The following is a 23269-nucleotide window of genomic DNA, read 5'->3' as shown; positions in this document are numbered from 1 at the left end:
TCTAGCGTGGAGGAAAAAGCCACTGACACTGTTAATAAGGCTGTTGATGCAGTGAAGAAAGCACCTGAAGCAGCTGATAAAGCAGCATCTAGCGTGGAGGAAAAAGCCACTGATACTGTTAATAAGGCTGTCGATACAGTGAAGAAAGCACCTGAAGCAGCTGATAAAGCAGCATCTAGCGTGGTGGAAAAAGCCACTGACACTGTTAATAAGGCTGTTGATGCAGTGAAGAAAGCACCTGAAGCAGCTGATAAAGCAGCGTCTAGCGTGGAGGAAAAAGCCACTGACACTGTTAATAAGGCTGTTGATGCAGTGAAGAAAGCACCTGAAGCAGCTGATAAAGCAGCGTCTAGCGTGGAGGAAAAAGCCACTGACACTGTTAATAAGGCTGTTGATGCAGTGAAGAAAGCACCTGAAGCAGCTGATAAAGCAGCATCTAGCGTGGAGGAAAAAGCCACTGACACTGTTAATAAGGCTGTTGATGCAGTGAAGAAAGCACCTGAAGCAGCTGATAAAGCAGCGTCTAGCGCGGTGGAAAAAGCCGCTAGTGTTGTGGAGCACCAAGGGATTATTTTAGAGAACCAACAGGCTTTATTTAAAGATTATGATTTAGATAAGCTTTTGCATAAGATACGAATGGTGCTTGAGCATAACAATCTAAAAAATGTTAACAAGCAGTTTCATGGGCTTTTTGATAAAAAAGCCTCGTCTGTTTATTCTTGTTCTTTTGAAAAGTCCGCTGTGGATGAAAAATATCAGACTGTAAAAGAAGAGATGGAGATGGAGCAGGAGCATAGTACAGGTGATCAGACAAAGGTTGCTGCTGTGGAAGCTAAGGTAGAGAGTCATGATCATGAAAACAGTCAGCATTTTGACAAAGCGCATGAAGTAAGTGCTCCAATTGAAGCACATCAGAGTGACAATCTTTCTTCTTCTAAAGCTTTGTATAAGGAAGGATATGATTTTATTCGTTCTGCCAACTATGTTGATGCTGAAAAAAGCTTTTGCGCTTTTCAAAATCGTTACAAAAAAGATTCTTTGAGTGATGATGCTTTATTTTGGTTGGCTGAATCTTTGTTGGGACAAAAACGCTATCATGAAGCAGCACAAGTGTATCTTACCGCATGGTATGCAGATAAAAAGAAGCTCTATACTTCCGAGATTTTGCTGAAATTAGCAAGAAGTATGATCGCTCTTGAGCCAAATAAAGACGATTGTGCTCATCTTGTGAAAAAATCAAAACATCAAAAAACATTAGGGTCTATTTTTTGTAAACCTGCAAAATAAATAGTGAGGTCGTTTTCGGTGTGCGTTAGACTGGCAAGAAATCTCTTTAAAACATCGGATTTTATTCAGTGTCAGAAGTTGATTCTTGCCGTCTCAGGGGGAAGTGATTCTTTGGCTTTGATGTTTTTGGTCAAAGAGCATTTGGAAACTCTCTCAGTTCCTCCAGAAATGATTGTTGTCACGGTTGATCATCAATTGCGTAAAGAATCAATGCGTGAGGTAGAAACTGTTGCGAAAATTTGTCGAGTCCATCGCATTAAACATATCGCTGTGCGGTGGGAAGGTGAAAAACCAAAGACGCATATTGCTTCCAGTGCTCGTGTTGCACGCTATGATCTCTTGGTTAAAGAAGCACAAAAACATGGCGCATCAGTTATTATGACGGGCCATACACTCAATGATCAGGTTGAAACCTATCAAATGCGGTATCAGCGTCTCAAAAAGAATAGAGGTGCGGTGTACGGTGAAGCTGGTGCCATGCGTGATGAGGTTTATTCCAGTGGTTTTACCGGTGTTTTGCGCGGTGAAGCCGAGGGTATATATGATGAGGGTCATGCCAGAGAAACGAGAAAAAATATTGCCGAAAAAAACTATGGTCCCCTATATGAGCGTGGTTTATCCTGTATTCCGCGTGAGGCGTTATTGCATAGAAAAGTGCGTTTGATTCGGCCGCTCCTTGGTGTAAAACGCCAAACATTACGGAATTATTTACGCTTGCAAGGACAAACATGGATTGATGATCCAACCAATGAAGATCGCAATTTTGAACGTGTGCGCGTGCGTCAATCTCTTCATCCTGAAAAATTGGCTTATATTGCTCAAAAAATAAATGAAGCAGCATTGCAGCGTCGTCAACAAGCGAAAAATATTGCTGATTTGATCTTAGCGCTGGATATTACTGTTCAACATGGGCGTTGTTTCATAGTAAAGCCTGCGCTATTCTTACAAAAACATTCCAGTTTTCCTTTTGTGGTGGGGCTCTTTGCGGTGTTGATGGGAGGGGGATTTTATTTGCTTCCCAATCAAAAATTAAGCATGCTTGTTCAAAAACTCTGTTTCGATTCTCCGGAAAAGAAGCGTTTTACTTATGCGGGCTCTGTTATTGAATATAATAAACACGGCATTTCTTTGTGGCGTGAAGGGAGAAATATGAAAGAGGCTATCGTTGAGCCAGATAAAACTTTTATATGGGATGGGCGCTATCAGATCACAAATCATGGATCTAAGGCTATAAAGATTGGAGCCGCAAATTTAGAACAGCTGAAATTTTTATTGAAAAATAGCGATTTTGAACTTGAAAAGCCTCATTTTCCCTCTTTACAATCGCTGCTGATGATCTCAAATCACAAAGGGTATGATATTCCAGAGTTGATTTCTCAAGCAGTTGTTCATAAACATGTTATAACCAAGCGGATTATGGCACCTTTCGATTGGCTTTCCTCACGAGAAGATGCTGCTTTGGTAAGTGTTGTGGAACCTTTTTTTAATATTGAGGTGAAAAGATAAAGGAAAATTACGCTAAAAGAAAATAAACAGCTTCTCATCCCTTGGCAAGGGGCTGACAAGGTTATATGTTAAGGGGAACTGTTTGAAATCTATATTTGATTAAGTGGGCTGAATATGAATTCCAATTACCGCTCTCTCCTCATTTGGGGGGTTATTGCCTTAATTTTAATTGTGTCGTTTTCTCTCTTTAATGGAGATAGTCAGCGTTCTGGTGGTGGAGAAGTCTCCTATTCTGAATTTTTGCAAAAAGTTGAAAATAATGAGTTGAAATCTGTGACCATTCAAGGTCAAAAATTAACAGGACAAACCATTGAACATAGAGCTATTTCAACCTATGCTCCTCGCGATCCAGGTTTGATACAAAAATTGGAAAGCAAAAACGTTAATGTTAAAGCTATTCCTGAAAGCTCTGGAAATAGCATTTTCCTCAATCTCCTCTTTTCCTTATTGCCTGTTATTATTATCGTAGGGGCGTGGGTCTTTTTTATGCGGCAAATGCAAAATGGGTCACGTGGTGCAATGGGATTTGGGAAATCAAAAGCGAGATTGCTTAATGAAGCGCAAGGGCGTGTTACCTTTAAAGATGTTGCTGGCGTTGAAGAAGCAAAGCAAGATCTTCAAGAAATTGTTGAATTTTTACGTGAACCACAAAAATTTCAACGCTTAGGGGGGCGTATTCCACGCGGTGTTTTGCTTGTTGGTCCTCCAGGAACCGGTAAAACTTTGCTAGCACGTTCTGTAGCAGGTGAAGCCAATGTGCCGTTCTTTACCATTTCAGGGTCTGATTTTGTTGAAATGTTTGTTGGTGTCGGGGCGAGCCGTGTGCGCGATATGTTCGAACAGGCTAAAAAAAATGCACCTTGTATTATCTTTATCGATGAAATCGATGCTGTTGGACGTCATCGGGGGGCTGGACTTGGTGGTGGAAACGATGAACGTGAACAGACCTTAAATCAGTTGCTTGTCGAAATGGATGGGTTTGAGCCCAATGAAAGTATTATTCTTATTGCCGCAACAAACCGTCCCGATGTGCTGGATCCCGCTTTGTTAAGACCAGGGCGTTTCGACCGACAAGTTGTTGTGCCAAATCCTGATGTTTCTGGGCGTGAACAAATCTTGAAAGTACATGTGCGTAACGTGCCTTTAGCACCTAACGTTGACTTAAAAATTTTGGCAAGGGGAACACCAGGATTTTCCGGTGCGGACCTGATGAATCTGGTAAATGAAGCTGCTCTTATGGCTGCGAGCCGTAATAAAAGAGTTGTTACGATGCAAGAATTCGAAGATGCCAAAGATAAGGTCATGATGGGGGCTGAACGTCGTTCAACCGCTATGACACAAGAGGAAAAAGAACTCACTGCTTATCACGAAGCAGGACATGCTATTGTGGCTCTTAATGTGCCGGTTGCTGATCCTGTCCACAAAGCAACAATCGTTCCAAGGGGAAGAGCATTAGGAATGGTGATGCAATTGCCTGAAGGCGATCGCTATTCCATGAGTTATCGGTGGATGATTTCTCGTTTGGCCATTATGATGGGTGGGCGTGTGGCTGAAGAATTAAAGTTTGGAAAGGAAAATATCACATCCGGTGCTTCTTCTGATATTGAGCAAGCAACTAAATTAGCACGCGCAATGATCACACGGTGGGGATTTTCTGATCTGCTTGGAAATGTAGCTTATGGCGATAACCAAGATGAAGTCTTCTTGGGTCATTCTGTTGCGCGAACACAAAATGTCTCTGAAGAAACAGCGCGCATGATTGATATGGAAGTGCGTAAGCTTATTGATGATGCCTATAAAAATGCGACTAACATTTTGAAAACAAAAAGAAAAGAATGGTTTTCTTTGGCACAAGGTTTGTTGGAATATGAGACTTTAACGGGAGCTGAAATTAACGAAGTTATTGCAGGAAAGCCTCCTTCACGCACACAGAAAGATGAGAATGCTGCGCCACGGGGGTCTTCTGTTCCAAAAACTGGAAAAATGAAGACAGAGACAACAGTGGAAGATGAAAAAAAACCTAAAACAGCGCCTCATAAAGCAGAGATCGATAAACTAGAGGAAGACAAAGCAGAGGAAGCTGTTGGGAAAAAAACAGCAAAATCCGGTAATGTTGAGCCTAAGGAGGCGTCGTCTAAAGAAGGGCAGTCGGATAAGACTGAGAAAAAAGCGCAAAGCACAAAAGGTACCACAAAATCAGTCAACCGCTCTAAAAGTAATGCTGAAAAGAAGCCCAGTACTGCGGGAGATGATAAAGAAAAATAAGAACTGTTTAATAACGCTTGAGTAACGATGTTTTAAGAAAACTTCTAAATTCTTTGAGAAAGGCGCAAGCAAAGCTTGCGCCTTTAATGTAATATTTGCAAAAATATGGAAGCAAAAAATTAAGCAAAGCTGTTGTATGATGACAGTTTTAGCAGGCTACAAGGCGAGGTGGTATTTTCCTTTACGGATTTAGCAAGGTGTGAGGTTGGCGATAGATTTCCTTACGGATTTGATAAAGTTTGAGGTTAGGTGCTGGGATTCTTTACGGATTTAGAAAATGTGTCAGATTATCCTTTGGTTGTGTTCAGGAGATCTGTAAAGCATTTTGAGGAGATAATATTGCTTGTATGTGCGAGGGTGTGAACATAATGGGTTGGGGTTTAGATGTGTAGATGATGAATAGGATTCTTGATTGTCTAAATGCATGAAAGTTTAGATCAATGATCTGATTTTATATGGGGAGGGAAACTATTGTACCAAGGGGGCTTGTTAGGGTTTTAGAGAAAAGCCAAGGGAAGAATTATACATTAAAGGAAAGAGGCATGGTGCAAAAATATTTTGGTACAGATGGAATTCGGGGAAAAGCCAATTCATTTCCTATGACACCCGATTTTGCCATGAAGGTAGGGATGGCTGTAGGGGTTTTATTCCGCTCACAACATCAATCACGTCGTGTGGTGATTGGCAAGGATACACGATTATCTGGCTATATGTTGGAAAATGCTCTGGTTTCAGGGTTGACTGCTGCGGGGATGGAAGCTTTTTTATTGGGGCCGGTGCCAACACCTGCTGTTGCAATGCTTTGCCGCTCTTTGCGAGCGGATCTTGGGGTGATGATTTCTGCTTCTCATAATCCGTTCTATGATAATGGAATTAAACTTTTTGGTCCTGATGGTTTTAAACTTTCAGATGATATGGAAGCGAAAATTGAACAATTGATCGATACAGATCTTTCAAAGTCTTTAGCAAGTTCTGCTGAAATTGGTTATGCAAAACGGGTTGAGGGGGATATTTATCGTTATATTGAATATGCTAAACGAACCTTGCCGCGTGATGTTCGCTTAGATGCTTTGCGTATTGTTGTGGATTGTGCCAATGGGGCTGCTTATAAAGCTGCTCCCCGTGCTTTATGGGAATTGGGAGCTGAGGTTTTTGCTATTCATGATGAGCCTAATGGTACCAATATTAATCAAAAATGTGGATCAACTGATTTAAGCTCTTTAAAACGAAAAGTGCATGAAGTGCGTGCTGATGTGGGGATTGCTCTTGATGGAGATGGAGATCGTGTTCTCATTGTTGATGAAAAAGCACAAACGGTTGATGGAGATCAGTTGATTGCTGTAATTGCTGAAAATTGGCATAAAATGGGACGATTGCGGCGCAATGGTGTTGTCACAACGATTATGTCAAATCTTGGACTGGAGCGTTTCTTGCACAGTAAAGGGTTGCATCTTGTAAGGACAAATGTTGGAGATCGTTATGTTGTCGATGCCATGCGTCAAAAGGGATATAATGTTGGTGGTGAGGCTTCTGGCCATATTGTGCTTAGTGATTTTGGTACAACGGGTGATGGTTTGGTGGCTGCATTGCAGATTTTAGCCTGTATGAAGGAAACTCAAAGTCCTATGAGCCAATTGTGTAAACAGTTTGAACCTGTACCGCAAATTTTAAAAAATGTAACGATTAAAAATAAAAATGTACTGAAAAAAAATCCAGTCAAAGAGGCAATCGATAAAGCAACGCAACAATTGGGAAAAGAGGCACGGCTGGTGATCCGCGCTTCTGGAACTGAGCCGGTTATCCGCCTTATGGCTGAAGGCGATGCACGAGAAGTATTGGACACAGTCGTGACAGAGTTGATGGATGTTATTATCCATCATGATGTACGCATGGGTACTGCACTTGAGGAATCTTGAGTTTTTTGAGAAAATTATCAGATCATTTTTTGATAAAGCTCTTATTGTAATGCGAGATTTTGGCAATTACAAAAGGTATGATTATTAACTATGTTAGTGATGTAATAACGGTAATGGATATTCTATCTACTAATCAATTAAATAAAAAAGAGAAAAATCGAGTTCTAATAACTATAATGCGTAGAGTGTTCTATAGTTCGTAAGATATTTAAAATATGCTTTTTTTGATTTTCCTTTTTCTTTTGCTTATTCGTAAACTGGTTATTATTTTAACAGAGTTTATAGCGGGGGGAGTTTATTAGTGTTATTCATTCTTTTTACTGGATATACAAGGGGGTGCAGCGCCCTATGAACATCAAACAGCAATGGTCGTTGGTTATATCATCTTGATGTTTCTAAGCGCAGCTGCCAATTGGGGATATGATGCGCTCCTATTACGTTTAGCTCCCCCTAATTATGAACGTATACTTTTCCAATAATGAGTAGAATAATTAGAAAGCAATGAGAATGATCAATTTTTTTCACGACAGTTTTAATGTTTATAAAGTAAAAAAAGCCCTGTGATATAAAAATTATGAAAATTTTTTGTATCTTGTAGTGTTACACGCTATATTCAGTTATGATTTTAGGATTTAAACATAAAAGGATTAAAGCCTTCTATATAATACTGGTACGACTGAAGGGGTTAGAACTGCCCATGCTCAAAAATTAAAGCGTATTCTGGGTGCTCTTGAAGTTGCTATATCGCCAAATGATTTAAACTTTCCGTCTTTTTGATTACCTTTACTAAAGGGCGTTCTCAAAGATTCATTGGTCAATTACTGTAAATGGAAATTGTCGTGTAATATTTCGCTTCGATAGCACAGATGTCGAAATGGTCGATTATCTAGATTATCATTAAAAAGGAGATCCAAACAATGATGAAGAATCCTTTACATCTCGATGAATTATTGTGTGAAGATGTGATCAAAGAGCTTGGTGTATCCGTTAATGAAGCAGCAGAGCGGCTTGGTATTCTCGAGTGGCACTTCTAGAGTTTTAAATGGAAAAGCCGCTATGAGTGCTAATCTTGCTATTAGGCTTGAAATGTCTGATGTAAGCACAGCACGTGCTCGGCTTGCTATGCAAACAAATTATGATCTATCAAAAAAAATCCTTAACAACAGTCTCATGATCAAGATTGCATAAAAGAGTTTCAAATGGCAGTTAAGTTTTTGCAACAGAGACGTATACAAGAGCTAAATCATGCGTATGAGCGTGCAAAGTCAAAAGATGTGAACACGGTAAGATAAGGATAAAATCTTGTTTCTGTAGTCTGTTTGGCTATAATAAATATAAGCAAAGGAGGGTTTTATATGTTGAGTGAAGAGGAAATTAAGCGACGTCGCTTTGCTGCTGAAAATGCATTAGCAAGCCAACGTTTAGAGGGATTAGAGCCAGATCCGCTGGTTGTTGCGCAAATGGAGCGTGTTATTATTGGAGAGCTCGAAACAAGTGATGTCATCAAAGATTTGTTGGAACGGGTAAACCGTGGAGAAGTATAAAGGGGGCGTTGATCCTTATACTGATGCTGAAACTGGTGTGATGTATAATCGGCTTGGTATTAAAGACAAAGCCACACTAAGGAGTCTGGAGTCTGCTTTTGCTTATTAAGGTCTTATGAACTTGATAGTACTCCTATTAGGGGTAAATTTGATCTCAATCATATGAAAGACATTCACAAGAAGCTATTTGGTGACGTCTATGAATGGGCAGGAAAGATCCGTTCAATAGATATTACCAAAGGTGGTTGTTTATTTGCTTATCATCATCAGATTGAAAGTTATGCACCGAAGATTACACAGCAGCTTGCAAAAGAACAGTATCTACGTGGTCTTGATGCGGATGAATTCAGCAAAGGGCTGGATATTACATGGGCGAGTTGAATGCGTTGCATCCGTTTCGAGAGGGGAATGGGCGTACTCAGCGTGAATTTATGGTGCAACTTGCTCGTGAAGCTGGTTATCATATCAACTGGAAGGGTATTGAGCGACAAGAAATGACACGTGCGTCAATTAAAGCACATTTTGGTAATTCAGAATATCTGTCTGCACTCATCTATAAGAACCTTACCAAATTTACAGAAAATAAAAGGGATGATGTTTCTCAAAGTGTTGGGAAAAAGATTGCTTTTGGCGTTGATCTTAATAAAGAGTGCTTGGAACAACAAAAAGAGAAGATTGAAACTCCTTGGGATAGAGAAAAGACAAGTTTTTCGAAACTTCAAAAAGAAGAACTTGAAGTAGAGCAATCGCAAAGGGATGTTAATGCTACGTTAAAAGTAACAGAACGAGCGCCATACCTTGCGGCTTATACGGATAACTCTAATTTAGAACAGAAGGCGCTAAGCGCCCTTAGAAATAAAAAATCTTATGTTAATATGTTTAAGGAGTTAAACAGTCATTTAGCATCTATTTATAAAGATCCACAAGAGGCTGCGCTTAGGATTGAGCAAACGATTTTAGCAGGTAAAGGCGATAAACTCTCTGATATTTTGGATAGGGCACCTGATAGAGCGGGCGAACTGCGTGGATCAGATCGTTTTATCGATAAATTGAAGGCTACAGGAAAAGAACGAAAAGAAGCACTTTATCACGTTCCTTTTGCACTTTCTTCTATTAAAAAGCTTCAATCCTTTTATAAGAATTCTTATGAGACACATATGGATAGGGTTACACGGGAGCGTGAACAGTTAAAAGTAGAGGTTCCGTCACTTTCACAAGAAGCAGTGACTTTTATGAAAAATGTTGAAGCTGGTCGTGATAGTTATTCAAAAATACCAGAGCAGGTTGGTGAAGAATTTTTAAAGCTGAAAAGTGCTTTAGATAAACGTTTTGGACAGGATGCCATTCATAAACAAGACTTTGACTTGTCAAAAGCAATCTCCAAAAATCAGCCTCAAGATAAAAAGCTTGTGAAAGAGTTTCAAATGGCGATTAAGTTTTTGCAACAGAGACGTATACAAGAGCTAAATAATGCGTATGAGCGTACAAAATCAAAAGATGTGACACGATAAGATAAGGAATAAAATCTTATTTTCATAGGCTCGATTAAGCCATATGACAAAAGAGAGGTAATCAAAGGAGGTTTAATATGGATGTGACAAAAGATGTTATACGATCCCGCATATTGAATTTCTGCAAAAAAAGAAAGCATATCGCCTGAAGAATTATTTGATATTGTTTCCTTTATTGCTGTTAATCCAGATGCTGGTGATCTTGAGGAAGGTACGAGAGGGAAGCCAAGGAAAGTTAGGTTTTAAAGCATAAGGGTAAAAGAGGGAGATATAGGGTTATACCCTTTTTGGGTGGTCAAAATATTCCGGTGTTGATTGAAGATGTTTACAGTCAATCGTCTTGAGGCAATTTGGCACACTCAGAGAGAAATGCGTTGAAGAAAAAATTAACTGTGCTTCTTGATGAATATTGAAAGGAAAAATAATGGATAAGGCAAATAAAGCAGGATCTCGTGTATTACAAGGTGCTCGTGAAGCTTTTGTCTGAAGCTGAAGTGGATGTCACCAAATTTGGTATCTATATTCCTGCAAATGTTGATGTCAAAAAAATCAGAAAATATTGGGTTATAGATATCATTTTCGGCACATTGTGGTTTTTCTGTGGGGCGCATTCGTGATTGGGAATAGGGATAATATTTTTACTTCTTTTTGCTTGTTGTTTTCGATTATTGAAAATGAAATTGAAAGCTATTAATCGTTTTTTTAAGAAAGCTCTATTGGTATCGTTTTTGCTTATAAAAAAGGGTGTGAGGGGTAGCGTTTTTTTAAAAAGCATCACGGCGTTTGAAAGGATCGTAATAGATTTCTGTTACACGAAATTTGCCTTCAAGGCGTTTGCATTGGATGATGACATCTATCATCGAGATTAATAAGCCGCGGATATCATCGCGGGCTAAATTACCACCACCGTCACTTTCTTTGACAAGAAGGGTCATTTGTTCGAAGGCTGCAAGTGCTGTTGAGGCGTGGACGGTGGTAATGGAGCCGGGGTGACCAGAGTTGACGTTACGGATGTAGTAAAAGGCTGTACCATCACGCAGCTCTTGTAGAAGGATTCTGTCGGGGCGCATGCGTAAGCCAGATTCAAGCAGTTCTTTTGCGCCTGCTTTTGCTAAGCCTTGGTTATCTTTTGAATAAAAAAGTTGAACTTTGTTTGAATGGGGAACGACAAGTTCTGGGGTGTCTTCAATGGTGAGAATTCGTTCATAGTCAGGGATTTTTGCAATTAAAGCTTTGGAGAGGGTTGTTTTCCCGGAACCGGTTTTTCCCGATATTAAGATATTTTGTTGTGTAATCACGGCTCTTTCTAAAAAGGTGCAAAAATCTTTAGCGATAAAGAGATCTGTTAGCTCTTTGTCTGTATCAGAGAGTTCAGATAACCGTTCAGTCATTTGTTGCGTGGGTGTGAAACTGGTGTTTTGGGCGACAGAAAACAGATTGTTTTCATGTAAACTTTCAAGAGAAAAAGTGCGTGATGAAGGTTTACGAATGGTCATGCTAATGGTATTGGCTGCAACTGCTGGAGGCATAACAATTTGTATGCGTTCGTTGTTTGGCAGTGTTGCGGAGAGAACGGGGTTTTCTACACTGATTTTTTGTGTTGTGTAGGCAGCAACAACTTTTGCAATCCCTTCTAGTTCGCTGTAGGTTAGTTCTTTTAAGATGTGGGTTTGCCAACCATTGGGACCCTCAACGATTACTTCGCCAGGGCGATTGATAACAATTTCAAATAAATTTTCATCATTGAGGAAGTCATCTAAGATCTTTAATTTTGTTAAAACGATGGAGGCTCGTTCTGCATTTTTTGCTGATGGCATAATGTGACTTTATTGGCTTTTATTGAACTTGAGAATGAAAAAAGGAATAGCTGGGAGTAGAGCGGTTCCTTTTGCTCGTTACGGTTAGTTTATAGACAGATGAAAAATCGAGATCTCTTGCTACAAAGATGTTGACGAGTTCGCCTTGAAATTTTTCTAGGGTAGGAGGGATGTTGATTTGATTTTCAAGAGCAATATTGGCGGCTTCTTTTCCAGTGTTGTTTGCGCCTTCAAAACCGCCGCTTCCAGAGTTGTTTGAACCTCCTTTATTGGAATTGCCTGCTATTTTATTTGTTAGGGCGGTTGTGGCACCATCAATAACGGTGAGTAAAAGAGAAGAGCCAAAGCGTTCCCACCAATGGGTGTTGATGTTGCCATCAAAACCGGCTCTGCCTAAACTGTCGGTTGCTGGTGAGGCAAGGGGAATGATGACACCGGTTGGGGTTTTGGCTCTTGTCCAGAGCACAAAGAGGCGAGATTGACCTTGTTTTATTCCACCGCGGTATTCTCCAATGACTTGGGTGCCTTTATCCAGCAAAACAACGCGTCCATTGTCAGAGAGGATGTCACGGTTGATGATGCAGCTTGCAAAGCCTGGTTGGTCGCTGTTTAATGCCGTTTCTAAGATACAGGGGATAGAGGTTCCCATGGCGATGATAAAGTTTCTATTGCCGATGAGTTTTGCTTTTGTTTCTTCTGTTGTGGTCGGTTTTAAAAGGGTTGTAAAATTTTGTGTGTTTTGAAGGGCAGGAGAATTTTGCGCATTTGCGAGATTTTCAAGGGCATGGAATTTTTCAAGGGGGTTGAGAGTCGTGTTGACGATGTCTTTTAATTGAGATTTAGAGCCTCTGGCAAAAGCTAAGACAGGGGCGCGTCTTGCGGCATCAAGTAGTGGGTCATCTTTTTTGGGTTCTTGTGCGAGTGGTTGTGGGGGTGGTAAGGTTATTGGTGCTATGTTGGCGCGCGGGTCAGAGGGGGCGAGCTCTAAAGGGGCGAGGGAATTGTGAAAGCTTTGTGCTTGTTTTTTATGAGCTTTTGCGATGTCTTTTTGTTCTGTGGGGGTGGATAAGATGTTCCAGAGCACATAGCCGCAGATTCCTATACAGGCGATTGCGACAACTATTTTTTTGCCGGCGGTTTTGGCGCTATTGTTTTTGCCATCTCCAATAGATCCACGATCTTCGATGATTGGTTTATCACTCATGTGTTGTCCCCTTCAATTCCCGCTTATTTAAAGATCTGATGCAATTTTACGTTCAACAGATGGTGAGGTTGTTCCGGTATTTGGATTTGTGCCTTTTGGTTGATAGGCTTCGTTAAAGACGCATAGGACGTTTTTTCCCTGTCTTAGGGTGAAGCGTGCGCTAATGGCATGGACAATAACCATGTTGCCTCTTGTGGTTTTGGGAATCAGCGATTCTGTACCGTCATTGTTGACGATGTAAATGGCAGGGATTTCTTGGTTGTCGGGAAATGTAAATGTTGTTGTTTTGCCATTGTCATAAACGGAGGAGGGTTCGAGCGTGCTTGATCCTTGAGCGGTGTAAGCCCAATTGCGTGGTCCGTAGGTTTCATAAGCGTTGAAGACACTATCAATACGCTGGGCTTGTTTTTTTTCTTGTCGCATAAGGGCTGCGAGTCTTCTTTGTTCTGCTTCTTCTTGTGGGTAGCGAAATTTCACAAGGAAATATGTTTCTTGTCCAGATGAAATTTCCCCATCTTTGATCATGAGTTCAAATTGATAGGAGCGCTTTGAGCCATCAAGCTTTGTGGTGACGACTTGGAGATTGGTAATGGGTTGGACTTCTCGGGCTTTAAGGAAAAGAATATTGCCAGCGGGGGCGACTTCCCATGCAACGCTGTTGCCAATTGCCACATGGGCAATTTCTTCATTGGGAGAAAATTCTATTTGTACCGATGAGCGTATGGAGCCAATAATTTTTGTGACATTATAGGCATCATAGTTGATAAAGCGAATGCGGCTATCGCTTGGCGCACGGGTGGGAAAAATACTGGCATGGCTCAAGGCTATAGGAGAAAGGGTAATAGCGATGTTAAGAATGAGAAAAAGAATTTTTTTTGTCATGATCAGTTGACCACTTCCGGATCGGTTCTATATTCACTAACAATAAACCCTAGAGGATTTATCAAACGGTTTTGGACAGAGATAGGGGCATCGATGTATTCAAAGGTAAGTGTTGCAACCCAGTGGGTGATGAATTCTTTGTTGTTGTCGTTGTCATGAATGGTTCTGTAGTAACGCACTTGGGCGACATCGTCATTGATAAAGGAGATTGATTTTATTGTTATTGTAACAGCAGCGTGTTTATAGAGAATTTGAGGACTTTGGGGATTTCTTGCTCCATACCAGCTGGCAAATCTTTCCTGTTCTTCAGAAGAAGAGAGGAGAGAGACGGTTTGGAAGTTGTGTTGTGTTTCTTCTGTGGTGAAGCCTTCACGGGAGCGGACATATTTTGCAGCAAAGTAGCGTGTGATTGCTTCGTCGACATTGGTGGGACCTTCTTTTAAGGCTTCCACAACTTCAACAATGCCGGTTGAATTGTCCACACGGATGACAAAAGGTTCCACGGTTTTAAGGGGCGTGAGGGTGATGACCGCGAGAGAAGACATTATTGCAACAGCAACCGCGATGCCGGCAATGGCAAGCGAGACGCGGGTGGTGCGGCGTGAGGCGAGCATGCGATCTTGATCAAACGAGCGTGCTTCAGCAATGTATTGTTCTATGTCTTTTTCTTTCATGCTTTTTGCCCGCAATTTTTGTAAGACTTCATTTCTTCATCCGTTAATTTTTGTGCCAGAAGCATTTCCAGCTTGCCTTCTTTTAGGGTTGAAGGGGTGTTGTTACTGATGATAATGGGCGTGGGCGTGGGTTTTTTCCCTTCCCAATTCCACATTGATCTGTTGAGTGGACGTTTAGAATATCCATCACACTTTGGGAGTGACTTCAGTGTGTTTGGTGAAGACATACAGCCACTGAGAAAGAGAAATGGTAAGATAATCCCAATTTTTTTAAATTCCCGCATTTTAAATTTAGACCTTTTTTAATAGTGATGCTAGTTTTTTAATTCCCCTTGTTGCTGCATTAGCAGCTCGTCCACTTAGTTGAGCCGTTGTTTTAGCGACTGGTCCTGATCCTGTAAGAGAAGCCCCTCCAGAGGCTAAAGCTGATGCGATATCAGGGAGTCTGAGGAAAAGGTAAATACCACCAATACCAACAACCAAGAACTGAATTAAAGTAGTGATGATATTGTCAACACCTCTTGAAAAAATGTTCATTGAAATCTTGACATATAAATCACCAAGCAGCACGACTAACACATATAAAATGATGAAGTTTGCAACTTGCCCTAACCATGCTTCTGTGAATTTTCTGGTTGAGGAAAACATATAGAGGCTTATGAAGAGTGGTCCTATTGATATGACAAGAAACAAACCCAATTTAGCAAATAATGAAACAACAAAACCGACTAGACAAAAAAAGATAGCAGCAACTAGGCAGATAAAACCAGCAATCCATGTCGCAATAAACATCCCCATTTGAGTCAGACCTGTGTACTGGTTTGCTGCGTCCAAAACCTGTGCTCCAGCTTTGCCTATCATATTATCCCATACATTTCGATCCACATGTGCTCCTTGTGTGACGTTTGCAATGGCATTTGGCAAATCATGGAAAAATATACCACTGACCCACGCATTATAAACATCGGCGTTTGTGGCAAGTGAAACAACGATGCCGAGTTTGAAAGTTGTCACTATAAATTCCCATAAGGGCATGGAAGAGCGCCCATAGATGATATTGTAGCCCATAAATATAATGTAGATTGTACAAGACAGTTTAAGCGGAGCACCTAAACCTGACGAAAGATTAGAAATGGCGTCATTCATTGCCTTTGTAATGGGATCCATTAACATATTGTCGATATAAGAAAATACGCCTTTGCTTTCTACTGCCATTGAGATGCTCCGCTCTTCATTATGTCTTAATGGTTATTTTGTTGTTCTTCTGCCGCCCGTTCTTTTTCTCTTCGTTCTTCCTCAGCACGTCGTTTTGCTCTTTGTTCAGCTAATTTTTTTTTAGTATTAGCTTCCATTTTTTCAATCCAAGCTTTTTGTTCAGCTTGAAACTTTTCATCTATTTTGCGATTTTCTTCTTCAATTTTACGGCTTCTTTCTGCTGCTTTTGCTTCATACTCTTTCTGAAGTTCTAAAAATGCTAACCGCATGTTTTCACAATTTTTTGAAGTTCCTGCAAATCCACATTTCGCATCCCACTCTAGGCGTAATTTTTCATCTTTTTTAAATTCTGCGACGCTATAGGTCTTTTCACATCCAGCAGCGATAATTCCAGTGCCAAGTAGCAATGTTGTTATGAGAACTTTATTCATCAATATTTCCCCTTCTTTCTTTCAGTTTTACAAGGTTTGAGCACAATTTTTAAATTATGCTTGTGTTATCGGTTTTTTATAACCAGTGATGATAAATCTAGGGCAGCGACATAATCTTGCCATAAATCTATTGTATAGCCTGTAAGGTTCTTTAAGTTGAGCAGCTAAAGCGCAATAGCGATGTGTAATGGTGCTATCCATTGTTTTTGTAATGGGATCCATCAACATATTGTCTATCTTAGTGAATATGCCTTTGCTTTCTACTGCCATTGAGATGCTCCGCTCTTCATTATGTCTTAATGGTTATTTTGTTGTTCTTCTGCCGCGCGCTCTTTTGCTCTTCGTTCTTCTTCAGCACGCTCTTTTGCTCTTTGTTCAGCAAGGAATTTTTGATTCTCTTCTCTCATTTTTTTAATTCTGGCTCTCATTTCAGCTTTCAATTTTTCCATTGATTTGCGATTTTCTTCGTCAATTTTACGACTTCTTTCTGCTGCTTTTGCTTCATATTCTTTCTGAAGTTCTAAAAATGCTAACCGCATGTTTTCACAATTTTTTGAAGTTCCTGCAAATCCACATTTCGCATCCCACTCTAGGCGTAATTTTTCATCTTTTTTAAATTCTGCGACGCTATAGGTCTTTTCACATCCAGCAGCGATAATTCCAGTGCCAAGTAGCAATGTTGTTATGAGAACTTTATTCATCAATATTTCCCCTTCTTTCTTTCAGTTTTACAAGGTTTGAGCACAATTTTTAAATTATGCTTGTGTTATCGGTTTTTTATAACCAGTGATGATAAATCTAGGGCAGCGACATAATCTTGCCATAAATCTATTGTATAGTCTGTAAGGTTCTTTAAGTTGAGCATCTAAAGCGCAATAGATGTTATCCATTGTTTTTGTAATGGGCTCCATCAACATATTGTCTATCTTAGTGAATATGCCTTTGCTTTCTACTGCCATTTAGATGCTCCGCTCTTCATTGTGTATTTTTATAATTTAATTATTATTTTGTTCTTTTGCTTTTTGTTCTTCCTCAGCACGCTCTTTTATCCCAAATGTAGCATTCCATATTTCTTTAGCTTTTGCCTGACGTTCTTTCTCAAGTTCTAAAAATGCTAACCGCATGTTTTCACAATTTTTTGAAGTTCCTGCAAATCCACATTTCGCATCCCACTCTAGGCGTAATTTTTCATCTTTTTTAAATTCTGCGACGCTATAGGTTTTTTCACAGCCAGCAGCGATAATTCCAGTGCCAAGTAGCAATGTTGTTATGACGATTTTCTTCATGGCGTGCTCCAGATCTTATCTATTCTTTTCTGATCCTCTTTAATTTTAGCTCGCCATTCAGCGTCTTCTTTAATTCTCCGTTTTTCAGCTTCAGCTTCCCGTTTTTCAGCTTGTTCTTTCTCTTTTTGTTCTTCTGCAGCGCGCTCTTTTGCTCTTCGTTCTTCTTCCGCGCGCTCTTTTGCTTCTTGTTCAGCTCGGAATTTTTCATTCTCAGCTCTCATTTTTTCAATCCAAGCTTTTTGTTTAGCTTTAAATTCTTCATCTAGTTTGCGATTATGTTCTTCAGCTTTTTTCCGGCGTTCCTTTTCAAGTTCTAAAGCTGCTACTCTTAGGTTTTCACAATTTTTTGAAGTTCCTGACCATCCACATCTTGCTCCCCATTCTTCCATCAAATTTTTATCTTTTTTAAATTCTGCGACGCTATAAGTTTTTTCACATCCAGCCGTGATGAGCCCTGTGCAAAGTAGCAATGTTGTTATGAGAACTTTATTCATTATTTATTGTCCTGTTTCTTTTCAGATTCTTGTTTATCGTCATTTGTCGAGCCAAAGCCTCTCCAATTTTTACGGGTTTCAAATTCAGCTTGCTCTGCATTTTTACAATTTTTCGAATTCAAATCCCCTGACGTCAAACATTTCACTAATACTTCTTCCATCAGTTTTTTATTTTTTTTAAGTTCTTCTACACTGTAGGTTTTTTCACACCCAGTGGTGATGAGCGCTGTGCAAAGTAGCAATGTTGTTATGATGATCTTGTTCATATTCAAGCCCCTCTTTTTTACTCTTTATTGACCACGCATTTTTTGGGCTAAAGCTTTGGTTCGTGCTTTAAATTCTTCTATTTCACGTCTTTCTGCCGCTTTTTCTTCTGCTTGTTGAATCATCATGGCGGCTTGCATTTGGAGTATTTTTGTTTGGAGGTCTGCTTGTACCGCTGCTAATTGTGCTTGAATGCCTTGAATTTTACCCGCATCTTCAGTACTTCCAAGTTCGTCAAGGAGCTTGGTAATGTTTTTTTGTGTTTCACTGGCTTCTTCGTAGACGTCTTGTCCTTTGGCTGCTTGTCCTACTACGCGCTGTTCGGCTTTTTTCACTTCCTGTGCGTAAAAAGCATCTACTGCCTCTTTTGAGTCTGCGCCCCCCGCGGGCTCTTTGTATTTAAGCTCTTCTTGCCATTTTTGCGTGTTTTTGCTGCCGCCACCGCCACCGCCACCGCCGCCACTGCCCATCGATTGTTGAAAGTGGTTAAAATCAAAAGGGAGGGCGCCACTGTTCCCTTGCTTGTTAAACATGTCTTTCAATCCCGAAATGTCAGGCTTGACATTTAAGGAGTTATATAATTGTTTCGCTTGATCGAGTTGGCTCTTTAATTGGTCAAGCTGTTGTTTGCCTTGTTGAATTTGTTCTTGCAATTTGTTAAGTTGTTGTGTGCCTTGCTGGACTTGTTTCATTATTTGTCCAACAGCCGCGGGATCATATACCATGATAGCAAAGGCATTTGTTTGAAAGCCAAATGAAGCTGCACAGACGGCTGTTGCCAATAAAAGTTTTTTCATTGTTTTGACCTTTCTTGAAAAATAGGAAGCCATTTTTCTGGAGATTGTCCAACTTCATCCATAATGGTCTCTAGGAGTTCAATATTCTTGGTGGTGCCACTTAAAATGGCTATTTCATCATCAAAGCCCCGTAAGTTCAGTTCTGCTACAACTGAACTTTGTCCTTGTTTGATGAGAAAACGCCGTGACTCACGGCTTAATTCTGATTGTATCAGGTTAAATTCTCTGTCCGATAATTTAAAACCTTCTACATAATCCCCATGATTGCCCTTTTGGTTGGGAAAATAAATCTGTGTCGGACATTGCTCTATAATGGTGTGAGCAATGGTCGAATTGATCGCATCTTTGGGAGATTGCGTTGCAAACAACATCAAACCATTTTGTTTACGAATAGTTTTCAGCCTGTCTTGCGCAAAGGCTTTAAAGGAATCATCCTCTAAGGCTTTCCAAAACTCATCAATGACAATGATAATACGACGTCCATCAATCAGAGACAAAATCCTATGAAAAAGATACATCATTAAAGGTGGACGAATTTCATCATTGTCTAAAAAATCCGTCATGTCATAACCAATAAATTTTGCATCAATGCCAATGTCGTCATCAGGATTGTCAAAAACCCACCCTAAGGCATTGCCTTTACACCATCTTTCTAAACGACCCGATATCCCCTCTCTATGCGTGGTATCAAAAAACATTTGTAAGGCAGAGATCGTCCGTTGTTCTTTTGGTAACAAGGCAAGCTGGTCAACAGCCGCCGTGATATCTTGTCTTTCTGATTCACTGATCTTTTGATCTTCAGACGAAACAAGCTTTATAATCCATTGGCGTAAAAAAACTCTATCTGCTGGATTGTTATAGTCTAAGCCTTTTAGCGGTGCTATGCCTGTCGGTTTACCATTCTTCAAGGGCATATAAGTGCCGCCACCCGCTCTGACAAAAAGTTCTGCACCCCGATCTTTGTCAAAAAAGACCATATTGGGATCATGCTTTTGAAGTTGTGCTAAAAGAAAATTGACAATAACCGTTTTCCCAGAACCAGAGGGACCACAAACAAATGTATTGCCTAAATCACCAAAGTGAAAGTTAAAATAAAACGGTGAACCAGCAGAGGTTTTCATCAAGGCTACCGCTGGTCCCCACACATTGCCATCTATTTTTCCAACCGGAAAAGAATGAAAAGGAGAAAGCGCTGCATAGTTGCGGCTTGTTATTGCACCAGAGCGGGTGCGATAAGCATAATTGCCAGGCAATTGTGCCCACCAAGCCGCCGCTAACCCTAAATCTTCCCGCGCAATCACAGCCCCACCATCTGTAAGACGAGAACGCGCTTTGGCAAGATTATCCGCTAATTCTTGCGGCGTATCAGCAAAAACTGCCAATGATAAATGATGTTCCCCTAAAACAAAACGATTGGATTCAAGATCATCAAGCGCATCATCCAGCTCCATAATTTGTGAGCCCGCACGGTCTCCTGCATTGACCATTTGGTTTTGTTTGCGCCCCATAATCTGCTTGGCAATGTTTTTGCTCTTGAAAACAAAAGATTGGGTGAAAATAAACTCAAAGGGAAGCGTGAGCAAACCATCCGCCATGCCTACCCTGGTTTTTGCTGGATATTCTTTCCAACCAAACATGCCCGCAAACCGCTGTTCCGCCTCGGTGCGTATTTCTATGATCTCTTTCCCAAAAATGAGACGGTCTGAATAAACAGTTGAAGCTATCGTCCCCCATGTGAGAGGGATGCGTTCACGACGACCTCCCACCAATTGATGGATAAACTCACTTTGCTGCGAATAAATATTACCTTCATGTTCATAAAGGCTCAGTCTTTTTGCACCATAGCGCTCTAAATTTTGAATAAGATCTGTTGTAATATCTTCAAGCTTGCGAATGGACTCTGCATCAACTTCTGTCTTTTCTTGCTTGGCTTTGCCTAAACGTTTGAAAAACTCCACTAATTTATCCGTTTGATCAACGTGTGGATTCCACAAAATCGAAAGATAAAGATCATTGCGATAAAGCTCCTGTGAAACCATCCGCTCGCGATATTTATCATCTAATTGCTTGGCAAATGCCGATCTGAAAGTCCCATCCGGATAAACAGTTTCACGCTTTCTGATAATATGGCTATAAAGCGCTATCCGTTCATCCGCTATGTTTTTAAACAGATTGTTGAGCTGTTCGTGAAGCACATTCAGATCAATAATATCCGCTGTCTCAAAGTTAATGCCTTCAAGTTTAATAACGCTCATGAGAGCGCGTGAATCCAGCGCAATGATATGTTTATTGACATGGCGCACATAAGGAATGATCGCCTCTGGCTGCTTTTCACGTTTGCGCTCTGTTGTATTCATTATAATTCCTCATAATTACGAATTAATCGTAATGGAGAAATACTTCCCCCACCCCATAGACTCGAATTTCTGGCAAAAATAGATGTCTTTTGCCATGTCAGAAGAATACGAAATTTGTTATGGTCATGCTTTAGGATTTCCTTGAATATGAAATGCATGGCAATCCCAATAGTTACAAGAAAAATATTGCCTATCATAATAAACAATATCATCGTTCCTATCGCATTTAATCCCATAGCTTCCACCGTCACGCCTGCGATCATTGCAGGGCGCGTGCAAGCAAGAAATAACGTATCTTCTGTTAGCTTATCGTGCTCTTTCATGGCTTTGAAAGGCTAGAGTCAAGCGAATTAAGACATAAACATTGATGCGATTTGCGATGCACCAAAAACAATGCCGATGCCAACACAAACAAAGAAAGCTTTACGCATTTCAACATAACCAGCAATCCATGCAAGCCCAACACCAGCAATCGCAATGGTTGCAATCGATTTTGCAATTGGTCCTTTTAAAGCATCAACTATTTTTTGAAGAGCAGTTTCAACTTTTCCGAAGCCGCCATCAGCAAATGCTGGTTCACTCAGTGCGATGAAGGCAATAAACAGCATCAATGCTGCTGTTAACCATTTCTTTTGTGTGTTGGATAGAGTAGTTTTTGGTAAGGTATGTTCATTAATGAACGAATTATTCATGTTTTTCATGAAAATTCCCCCGCTTTATGTTTAAGTTGATCATAAAATTAATATTCAAAATATTAATCAGGAATCATATAAATGAAAAAAATAAATTTTTCTATCGATAAATTAACAATATTTAATCTTTTTTTAATTAATAAACAAAAATATACTAATATTCAAAATGATACTTTTAAAATATCTTAGAACAGCGTCTAAATATATTGTCTTAATTTATATTATTATTTTGGGATACTTTTATTTCAGTCAACATACTGAAAAAATTATGCAAAATTATTTTTTTAAAGTGCCAGAAAAGACAATAGAAAACCCTGTTCAAAATCCGAAGTCACAATTGATAGATTATGCAAACCAACAAAATGTTGTGTTGTATCCAAAACCATTCGCATCACAATTTTATGAAGAAAATGTGCCGGTCTATTCAGGTGCTATACAGGTAACAAGTGGTGTGACCTTTAAAATGATTACGCTTGTGGATGATGGATGGAGAAAAAAGATCATTCGTGATATTCGATTATATGGTGTGGAAAGCTGTGAAATGAGGCAATTTGCCTCACGCAACGGCGTTAAGTGGCCATGCGGTGCTTTTGTTACTGCTTGGCTTGTTTCAAAAACAATCGATAAAAAGGTTACTTGTCGGCAAGCACGTGTCATTCAACAGGTTCATTATGCACAATGTTTTGTGGATGGGGTTGATCTGGCACGTTTGGGGCTTGCAGAAGGGTTGATGGTGTTGACAAAAGATCAGCATAATTTCCCATCTCCAGCAGACTATAAAACTCTACAATCTGCTGCTCAAAAAGCACAAAATGGCTTATGGTCGAGCAAATTTCAACAACCAGAAGATTGGCGAAGAGACAATGGCAGTTATAATCCCATTGACCATTATTGATAAAGCGTTCTCTCAAGCACTATTTAAAAATCAAGACAATATTCCACTACGAACTTTATCAGAAAAAAGTTAATCATAATCCACACAGGATTTGGTGGACAACTCTCTTCAGTAAAAATTGTTGTGTTTAAAACTTGCTTACTCATATAAGTTGTTCACTACAGCGCTATGTAAGAGCGCGTTCCCTTGGCGATATGTTATTTCGTTTTGCTTTTTAAATGAAAGGCTTTCT

General features: G+C 40.0%; 25 protein-coding genes and 3 pseudogenes. 11 read left to right on the top strand and 17 right to left on the bottom strand.

Translation table 11 applies throughout. The features are described 5' to 3' along the window. From ACFINF_RS05310 to ACFINF_RS05265, 10 genes and pseudogenes are all read left to right on the top strand, one after another. Positions 1-1287 (top strand): annotated as a pseudogene (locus ACFINF_RS05310) (tol-pal system protein); the annotation flags it as partial. An 18-nt stretch (positions 1288-1305) separates the two neighbouring features. Further along, entirely contained in the window at positions 1306-2793 is a 1488-nt protein-coding gene (tilS, locus tag ACFINF_RS05305; RefSeq protein ID WP_375619972.1) for a tRNA lysidine(34) synthetase TilS, read from the top strand. 114 nt (positions 2794-2907) lie between these two features. After that, positions 2908-5058, top strand: a complete 2151-nt coding sequence (ftsH, locus tag ACFINF_RS05300; protein WP_375619971.1) for an ATP-dependent zinc metalloprotease FtsH — start codon at positions 2908-2910, stop codon at positions 5056-5058. Positions 5059-5600: 542 nt separating this feature from the next. Continuing rightward, positions 5601-6974: a phosphoglucosamine mutase gene (glmM, locus tag ACFINF_RS05295; protein WP_375619970.1), complete on the top strand. Its 1374-nt coding sequence runs from the start codon at positions 5601-5603 to the stop codon at positions 6972-6974. Between the two features lie 805 nt (positions 6975-7779). Next, positions 7780-7875 (top strand): type II toxin-antitoxin system RelE/ParE family toxin, encoded by a 96-nt coding sequence (locus ACFINF_RS05290; protein WP_375619999.1) that lies wholly within the window; start codon positions 7780-7782, stop codon positions 7873-7875. A 16-nt stretch (positions 7876-7891) separates the two neighbouring features. Beyond that, positions 7892-8162, top strand: a pseudogene (locus ACFINF_RS05285) (HigA family addiction module antitoxin). 167 nt (positions 8163-8329) lie between these two features. After that, positions 8330-8518, top strand: coding sequence for an antitoxin VbhA family protein (locus ACFINF_RS05280; protein WP_375619969.1), 189 nt, complete (start codon positions 8330-8332; stop codon positions 8516-8518). Then, entirely contained in the window at positions 8505-8627 is a 123-nt protein-coding gene (locus ACFINF_RS05275) for a hypothetical protein (protein WP_375619968.1), read from the top strand. Before ACFINF_RS05280 ends, ACFINF_RS05275 begins: the two co-directional genes overlap by 14 nt. A 53-nt stretch (positions 8628-8680) precedes the next feature. Beyond that, positions 8681-8899: a hypothetical protein gene (locus tag ACFINF_RS05270; RefSeq protein WP_375619967.1), complete on the top strand. Its 219-nt coding sequence runs from the start codon at positions 8681-8683 to the stop codon at positions 8897-8899. Continuing rightward, complete coding sequence (locus tag ACFINF_RS05265) at positions 8887-10029, top strand: adenosine monophosphate-protein transferase (protein ID WP_375619966.1); 1143 nt, start codon at positions 8887-8889, stop codon at positions 10027-10029. The genes ACFINF_RS05270 and ACFINF_RS05265 overlap by 13 nt, the downstream gene beginning before the upstream one ends. 764 nt (positions 10030-10793) lie before the next feature. Here ACFINF_RS05265 and virB11 read toward each other — a convergent pair. The 17 genes and pseudogenes from virB11 to ACFINF_RS05180 all read right to left on the bottom strand — a co-directional run bounded on the left by virB11 (position 10794) and on the right by ACFINF_RS05180 (position 22151). Beyond that, on the bottom strand, positions 10794-11846 hold the full coding sequence (virB11, locus tag ACFINF_RS05260; protein WP_375619965.1) for a P-type DNA transfer ATPase VirB11: 1053 nt from the start codon (positions 11844-11846) through the stop codon (positions 10794-10796). 19 nt (positions 11847-11865) lie between these two features. Continuing rightward, positions 11866-13050 carry a type IV secretion system protein VirB10 gene (gene virB10 / locus ACFINF_RS05255; RefSeq protein ID WP_375619964.1) on the bottom strand — a complete coding sequence of 395 codons (1185 nt, stop codon included), beginning with the start codon at positions 13048-13050 and terminating at the stop codon, positions 11866-11868. A 27-nt stretch (positions 13051-13077) separates the two neighbouring features. Then, complete coding sequence (gene virB9 / locus ACFINF_RS05250) at positions 13078-13932, bottom strand: P-type conjugative transfer protein VirB9 (RefSeq protein ID WP_375619963.1); 855 nt, start codon at positions 13930-13932, stop codon at positions 13078-13080. Positions 13933-13934: 2 nt separating this feature from the next. Then, positions 13935-14606, bottom strand: coding sequence for a virB8 family protein (locus tag ACFINF_RS05245; protein ID WP_375619962.1), 672 nt, complete (start codon positions 14604-14606; stop codon positions 13935-13937). Beyond that, entirely contained in the window at positions 14603-14890 is a 288-nt protein-coding gene (locus ACFINF_RS05240) for a type IV secretion protein VblB7 (protein ID WP_375619961.1), read from the bottom strand. Before ACFINF_RS05240 ends, ACFINF_RS05245 begins: the two co-directional genes overlap by 4 nt. Before the next feature lie 7 nt (positions 14891-14897). Beyond that, on the bottom strand, positions 14898-15821 hold the full coding sequence (locus ACFINF_RS05235) for a type IV secretion system protein (protein WP_375619960.1): 924 nt from the start codon (positions 15819-15821) through the stop codon (positions 14898-14900). Between the two features lie 26 nt (positions 15822-15847). Continuing rightward, positions 15848-16252 (bottom strand): EexN family lipoprotein, encoded by a 405-nt coding sequence (locus ACFINF_RS05230; protein WP_375619959.1) that lies wholly within the window; start codon positions 16250-16252, stop codon positions 15848-15850. A gap of 54 nt (positions 16253-16306) precedes the next feature. Continuing rightward, entirely contained in the window at positions 16307-16522 is a 216-nt protein-coding gene (locus ACFINF_RS05225) for a hypothetical protein (protein ID WP_375619958.1), read from the bottom strand. A 26-nt stretch (positions 16523-16548) separates the two neighbouring features. Beyond that, positions 16549-16953, bottom strand: coding sequence for an EexN family lipoprotein (locus ACFINF_RS05220; RefSeq protein ID WP_375619957.1), 405 nt, complete (start codon positions 16951-16953; stop codon positions 16549-16551). Positions 16954-17007: 54 nt separating this feature from the next. Continuing rightward, positions 17008-17211, bottom strand: coding sequence for a hypothetical protein (locus tag ACFINF_RS05215; RefSeq protein WP_375619956.1), 204 nt, complete (start codon positions 17209-17211; stop codon positions 17008-17010). Between the two features lie 36 nt (positions 17212-17247). After that, positions 17248-17538 (bottom strand): EexN family lipoprotein, encoded by a 291-nt coding sequence (locus ACFINF_RS05210; protein ID WP_375619955.1) that lies wholly within the window; start codon positions 17536-17538, stop codon positions 17248-17250. A gap of 122 nt (positions 17539-17660) precedes the next feature. Next, positions 17661-18032: pseudogene (locus ACFINF_RS05205) on the bottom strand (EexN family lipoprotein); the annotation flags it as partial. Beyond that, a complete protein-coding gene (locus ACFINF_RS05200; RefSeq protein WP_375619954.1) occupies positions 18032-18298 on the bottom strand; it encodes an EexN family lipoprotein in 267 nt (88 codons plus the stop codon). The pseudogene ACFINF_RS05205 and the gene ACFINF_RS05200, both read right to left, overlap by 1 nt. Positions 18299-18322: 24 nt before the next feature. Further along, on the bottom strand, positions 18323-19093 hold the full coding sequence (locus tag ACFINF_RS05195) for a type IV secretion system protein (protein WP_375619953.1): 771 nt from the start codon (positions 19091-19093) through the stop codon (positions 18323-18325). Beyond that, a complete protein-coding gene (locus ACFINF_RS05190) occupies positions 19090-21450 on the bottom strand; it encodes a VirB4 family type IV secretion/conjugal transfer ATPase (protein WP_375619952.1) in 2361 nt (786 codons plus the stop codon). The genes ACFINF_RS05195 and ACFINF_RS05190 overlap by 4 nt, the downstream gene beginning before the upstream one ends. Then, positions 21450-21773 (bottom strand): type IV secretion system protein VirB3, encoded by a 324-nt coding sequence (locus tag ACFINF_RS05185; RefSeq protein ID WP_375619951.1) that lies wholly within the window; start codon positions 21771-21773, stop codon positions 21450-21452. The genes ACFINF_RS05190 and ACFINF_RS05185 overlap by 1 nt, the downstream gene beginning before the upstream one ends. 27 nt (positions 21774-21800) lie before the next feature. After that, positions 21801-22151, bottom strand: a complete 351-nt coding sequence (locus ACFINF_RS05180) for a TrbC/VirB2 family protein (RefSeq protein WP_375619950.1) — start codon at positions 22149-22151, stop codon at positions 21801-21803. A gap of 157 nt (positions 22152-22308) precedes the next feature. Here ACFINF_RS05180 and ACFINF_RS05175 point away from each other — a divergent pair, with 157 nt between their 5' ends. Next, a complete protein-coding gene (locus ACFINF_RS05175; protein WP_375619949.1) occupies positions 22309-23037 on the top strand; it encodes a nuclease in 729 nt (242 codons plus the stop codon). Positions 23038-23269: the final 232 nt, after the last annotated feature.

This window comes from Bartonella sp. TS25HLJMH (assembly GCF_042193505.1).
GTDB lineage: Bacteria > Pseudomonadota > Alphaproteobacteria > Rhizobiales > Rhizobiaceae > Bartonella > Bartonella grahamii.
This window is presented reverse-complemented; position numbering and strand designations above follow the sequence as displayed.

Excerpts from the sequence above, each read along its gene's own strand:
- ftsH (WP_375619971.1), top strand. The coding sequence starts at position 2,908 with ATGAATTCCAATTACCGCTCTCTCCTCATTTGGGGGGTTATTGCCTTA.
- glmM (WP_375619970.1), top strand. The coding sequence starts at position 5,601 with ATGGTGCAAAAATATTTTGGTACAGATGGAATTCGGGGAAAAGCCAAT.
- ACFINF_RS05280 (WP_375619969.1), top strand. The coding sequence starts at position 8,330 with ATGTTGAGTGAAGAGGAAATTAAGCGACGTCGCTTTGCTGCTGAAAAT.
- ACFINF_RS05270 (WP_375619967.1), top strand. The coding sequence starts at position 8,681 with ATGAAAGACATTCACAAGAAGCTATTTGGTGACGTCTATGAATGGGCA.
- ACFINF_RS05265 (WP_375619966.1), top strand. The coding sequence starts at position 8,887 with ATGGGCGAGTTGAATGCGTTGCATCCGTTTCGAGAGGGGAATGGGCGT.
- virB11 (WP_375619965.1), bottom strand. The coding sequence starts at position 11,846 with ATGCCATCAGCAAAAAATGCAGAACGAGCCTCCATCGTTTTAACAAAA.
- virB10 (WP_375619964.1), bottom strand. The coding sequence starts at position 13,050 with ATGAGTGATAAACCAATCATCGAAGATCGTGGATCTATTGGAGATGGC.
- virB9 (WP_375619963.1), bottom strand. The coding sequence starts at position 13,932 with ATGACAAAAAAAATTCTTTTTCTCATTCTTAACATCGCTATTACCCTT.
- ACFINF_RS05245 (WP_375619962.1), bottom strand. The coding sequence starts at position 14,606 with ATGAAAGAAAAAGACATAGAACAATACATTGCTGAAGCACGCTCGTTT.
- ACFINF_RS05240 (WP_375619961.1), bottom strand. The coding sequence starts at position 14,890 with ATGCGGGAATTTAAAAAAATTGGGATTATCTTACCATTTCTCTTTCTC.
- ACFINF_RS05235 (WP_375619960.1), bottom strand. The coding sequence starts at position 15,821 with ATGGCAGTAGAAAGCAAAGGCGTATTTTCTTATATCGACAATATGTTA.
- ACFINF_RS05230 (WP_375619959.1), bottom strand. The coding sequence starts at position 16,252 with ATGAATAAAGTTCTCATAACAACATTGCTACTTGGCACTGGAATTATC.
- ACFINF_RS05225 (WP_375619958.1), bottom strand. The coding sequence starts at position 16,522 with ATGGCAGTAGAAAGCAAAGGCATATTCACTAAGATAGACAATATGTTG.
- ACFINF_RS05220 (WP_375619957.1), bottom strand. The coding sequence starts at position 16,953 with ATGAATAAAGTTCTCATAACAACATTGCTACTTGGCACTGGAATTATC.
- ACFINF_RS05215 (WP_375619956.1), bottom strand. The coding sequence starts at position 17,211 with ATGGCAGTAGAAAGCAAAGGCATATTCACTAAGATAGACAATATGTTG.
- ACFINF_RS05210 (WP_375619955.1), bottom strand. The coding sequence starts at position 17,538 with ATGAAGAAAATCGTCATAACAACATTGCTACTTGGCACTGGAATTATC.
- ACFINF_RS05200 (WP_375619954.1), bottom strand. The coding sequence starts at position 18,298 with ATGAACAAGATCATCATAACAACATTGCTACTTTGCACAGCGCTCATC.
- ACFINF_RS05195 (WP_375619953.1), bottom strand. The coding sequence starts at position 19,093 with ATGAAAAAACTTTTATTGGCAACAGCCGTCTGTGCAGCTTCATTTGGC.
- ACFINF_RS05190 (WP_375619952.1), bottom strand. The coding sequence starts at position 21,450 with ATGAATACAACAGAGCGCAAACGTGAAAAGCAGCCAGAGGCGATCATT.
- ACFINF_RS05185 (WP_375619951.1), bottom strand. The coding sequence starts at position 21,773 with ATGAAAGAGCACGATAAGCTAACAGAAGATACGTTATTTCTTGCTTGC.
- ACFINF_RS05180 (WP_375619950.1), bottom strand. The coding sequence starts at position 22,151 with ATGAAAAACATGAATAATTCGTTCATTAATGAACATACCTTACCAAAA.
- ACFINF_RS05175 (WP_375619949.1), top strand. The coding sequence starts at position 22,309 with ATGATACTTTTAAAATATCTTAGAACAGCGTCTAAATATATTGTCTTA.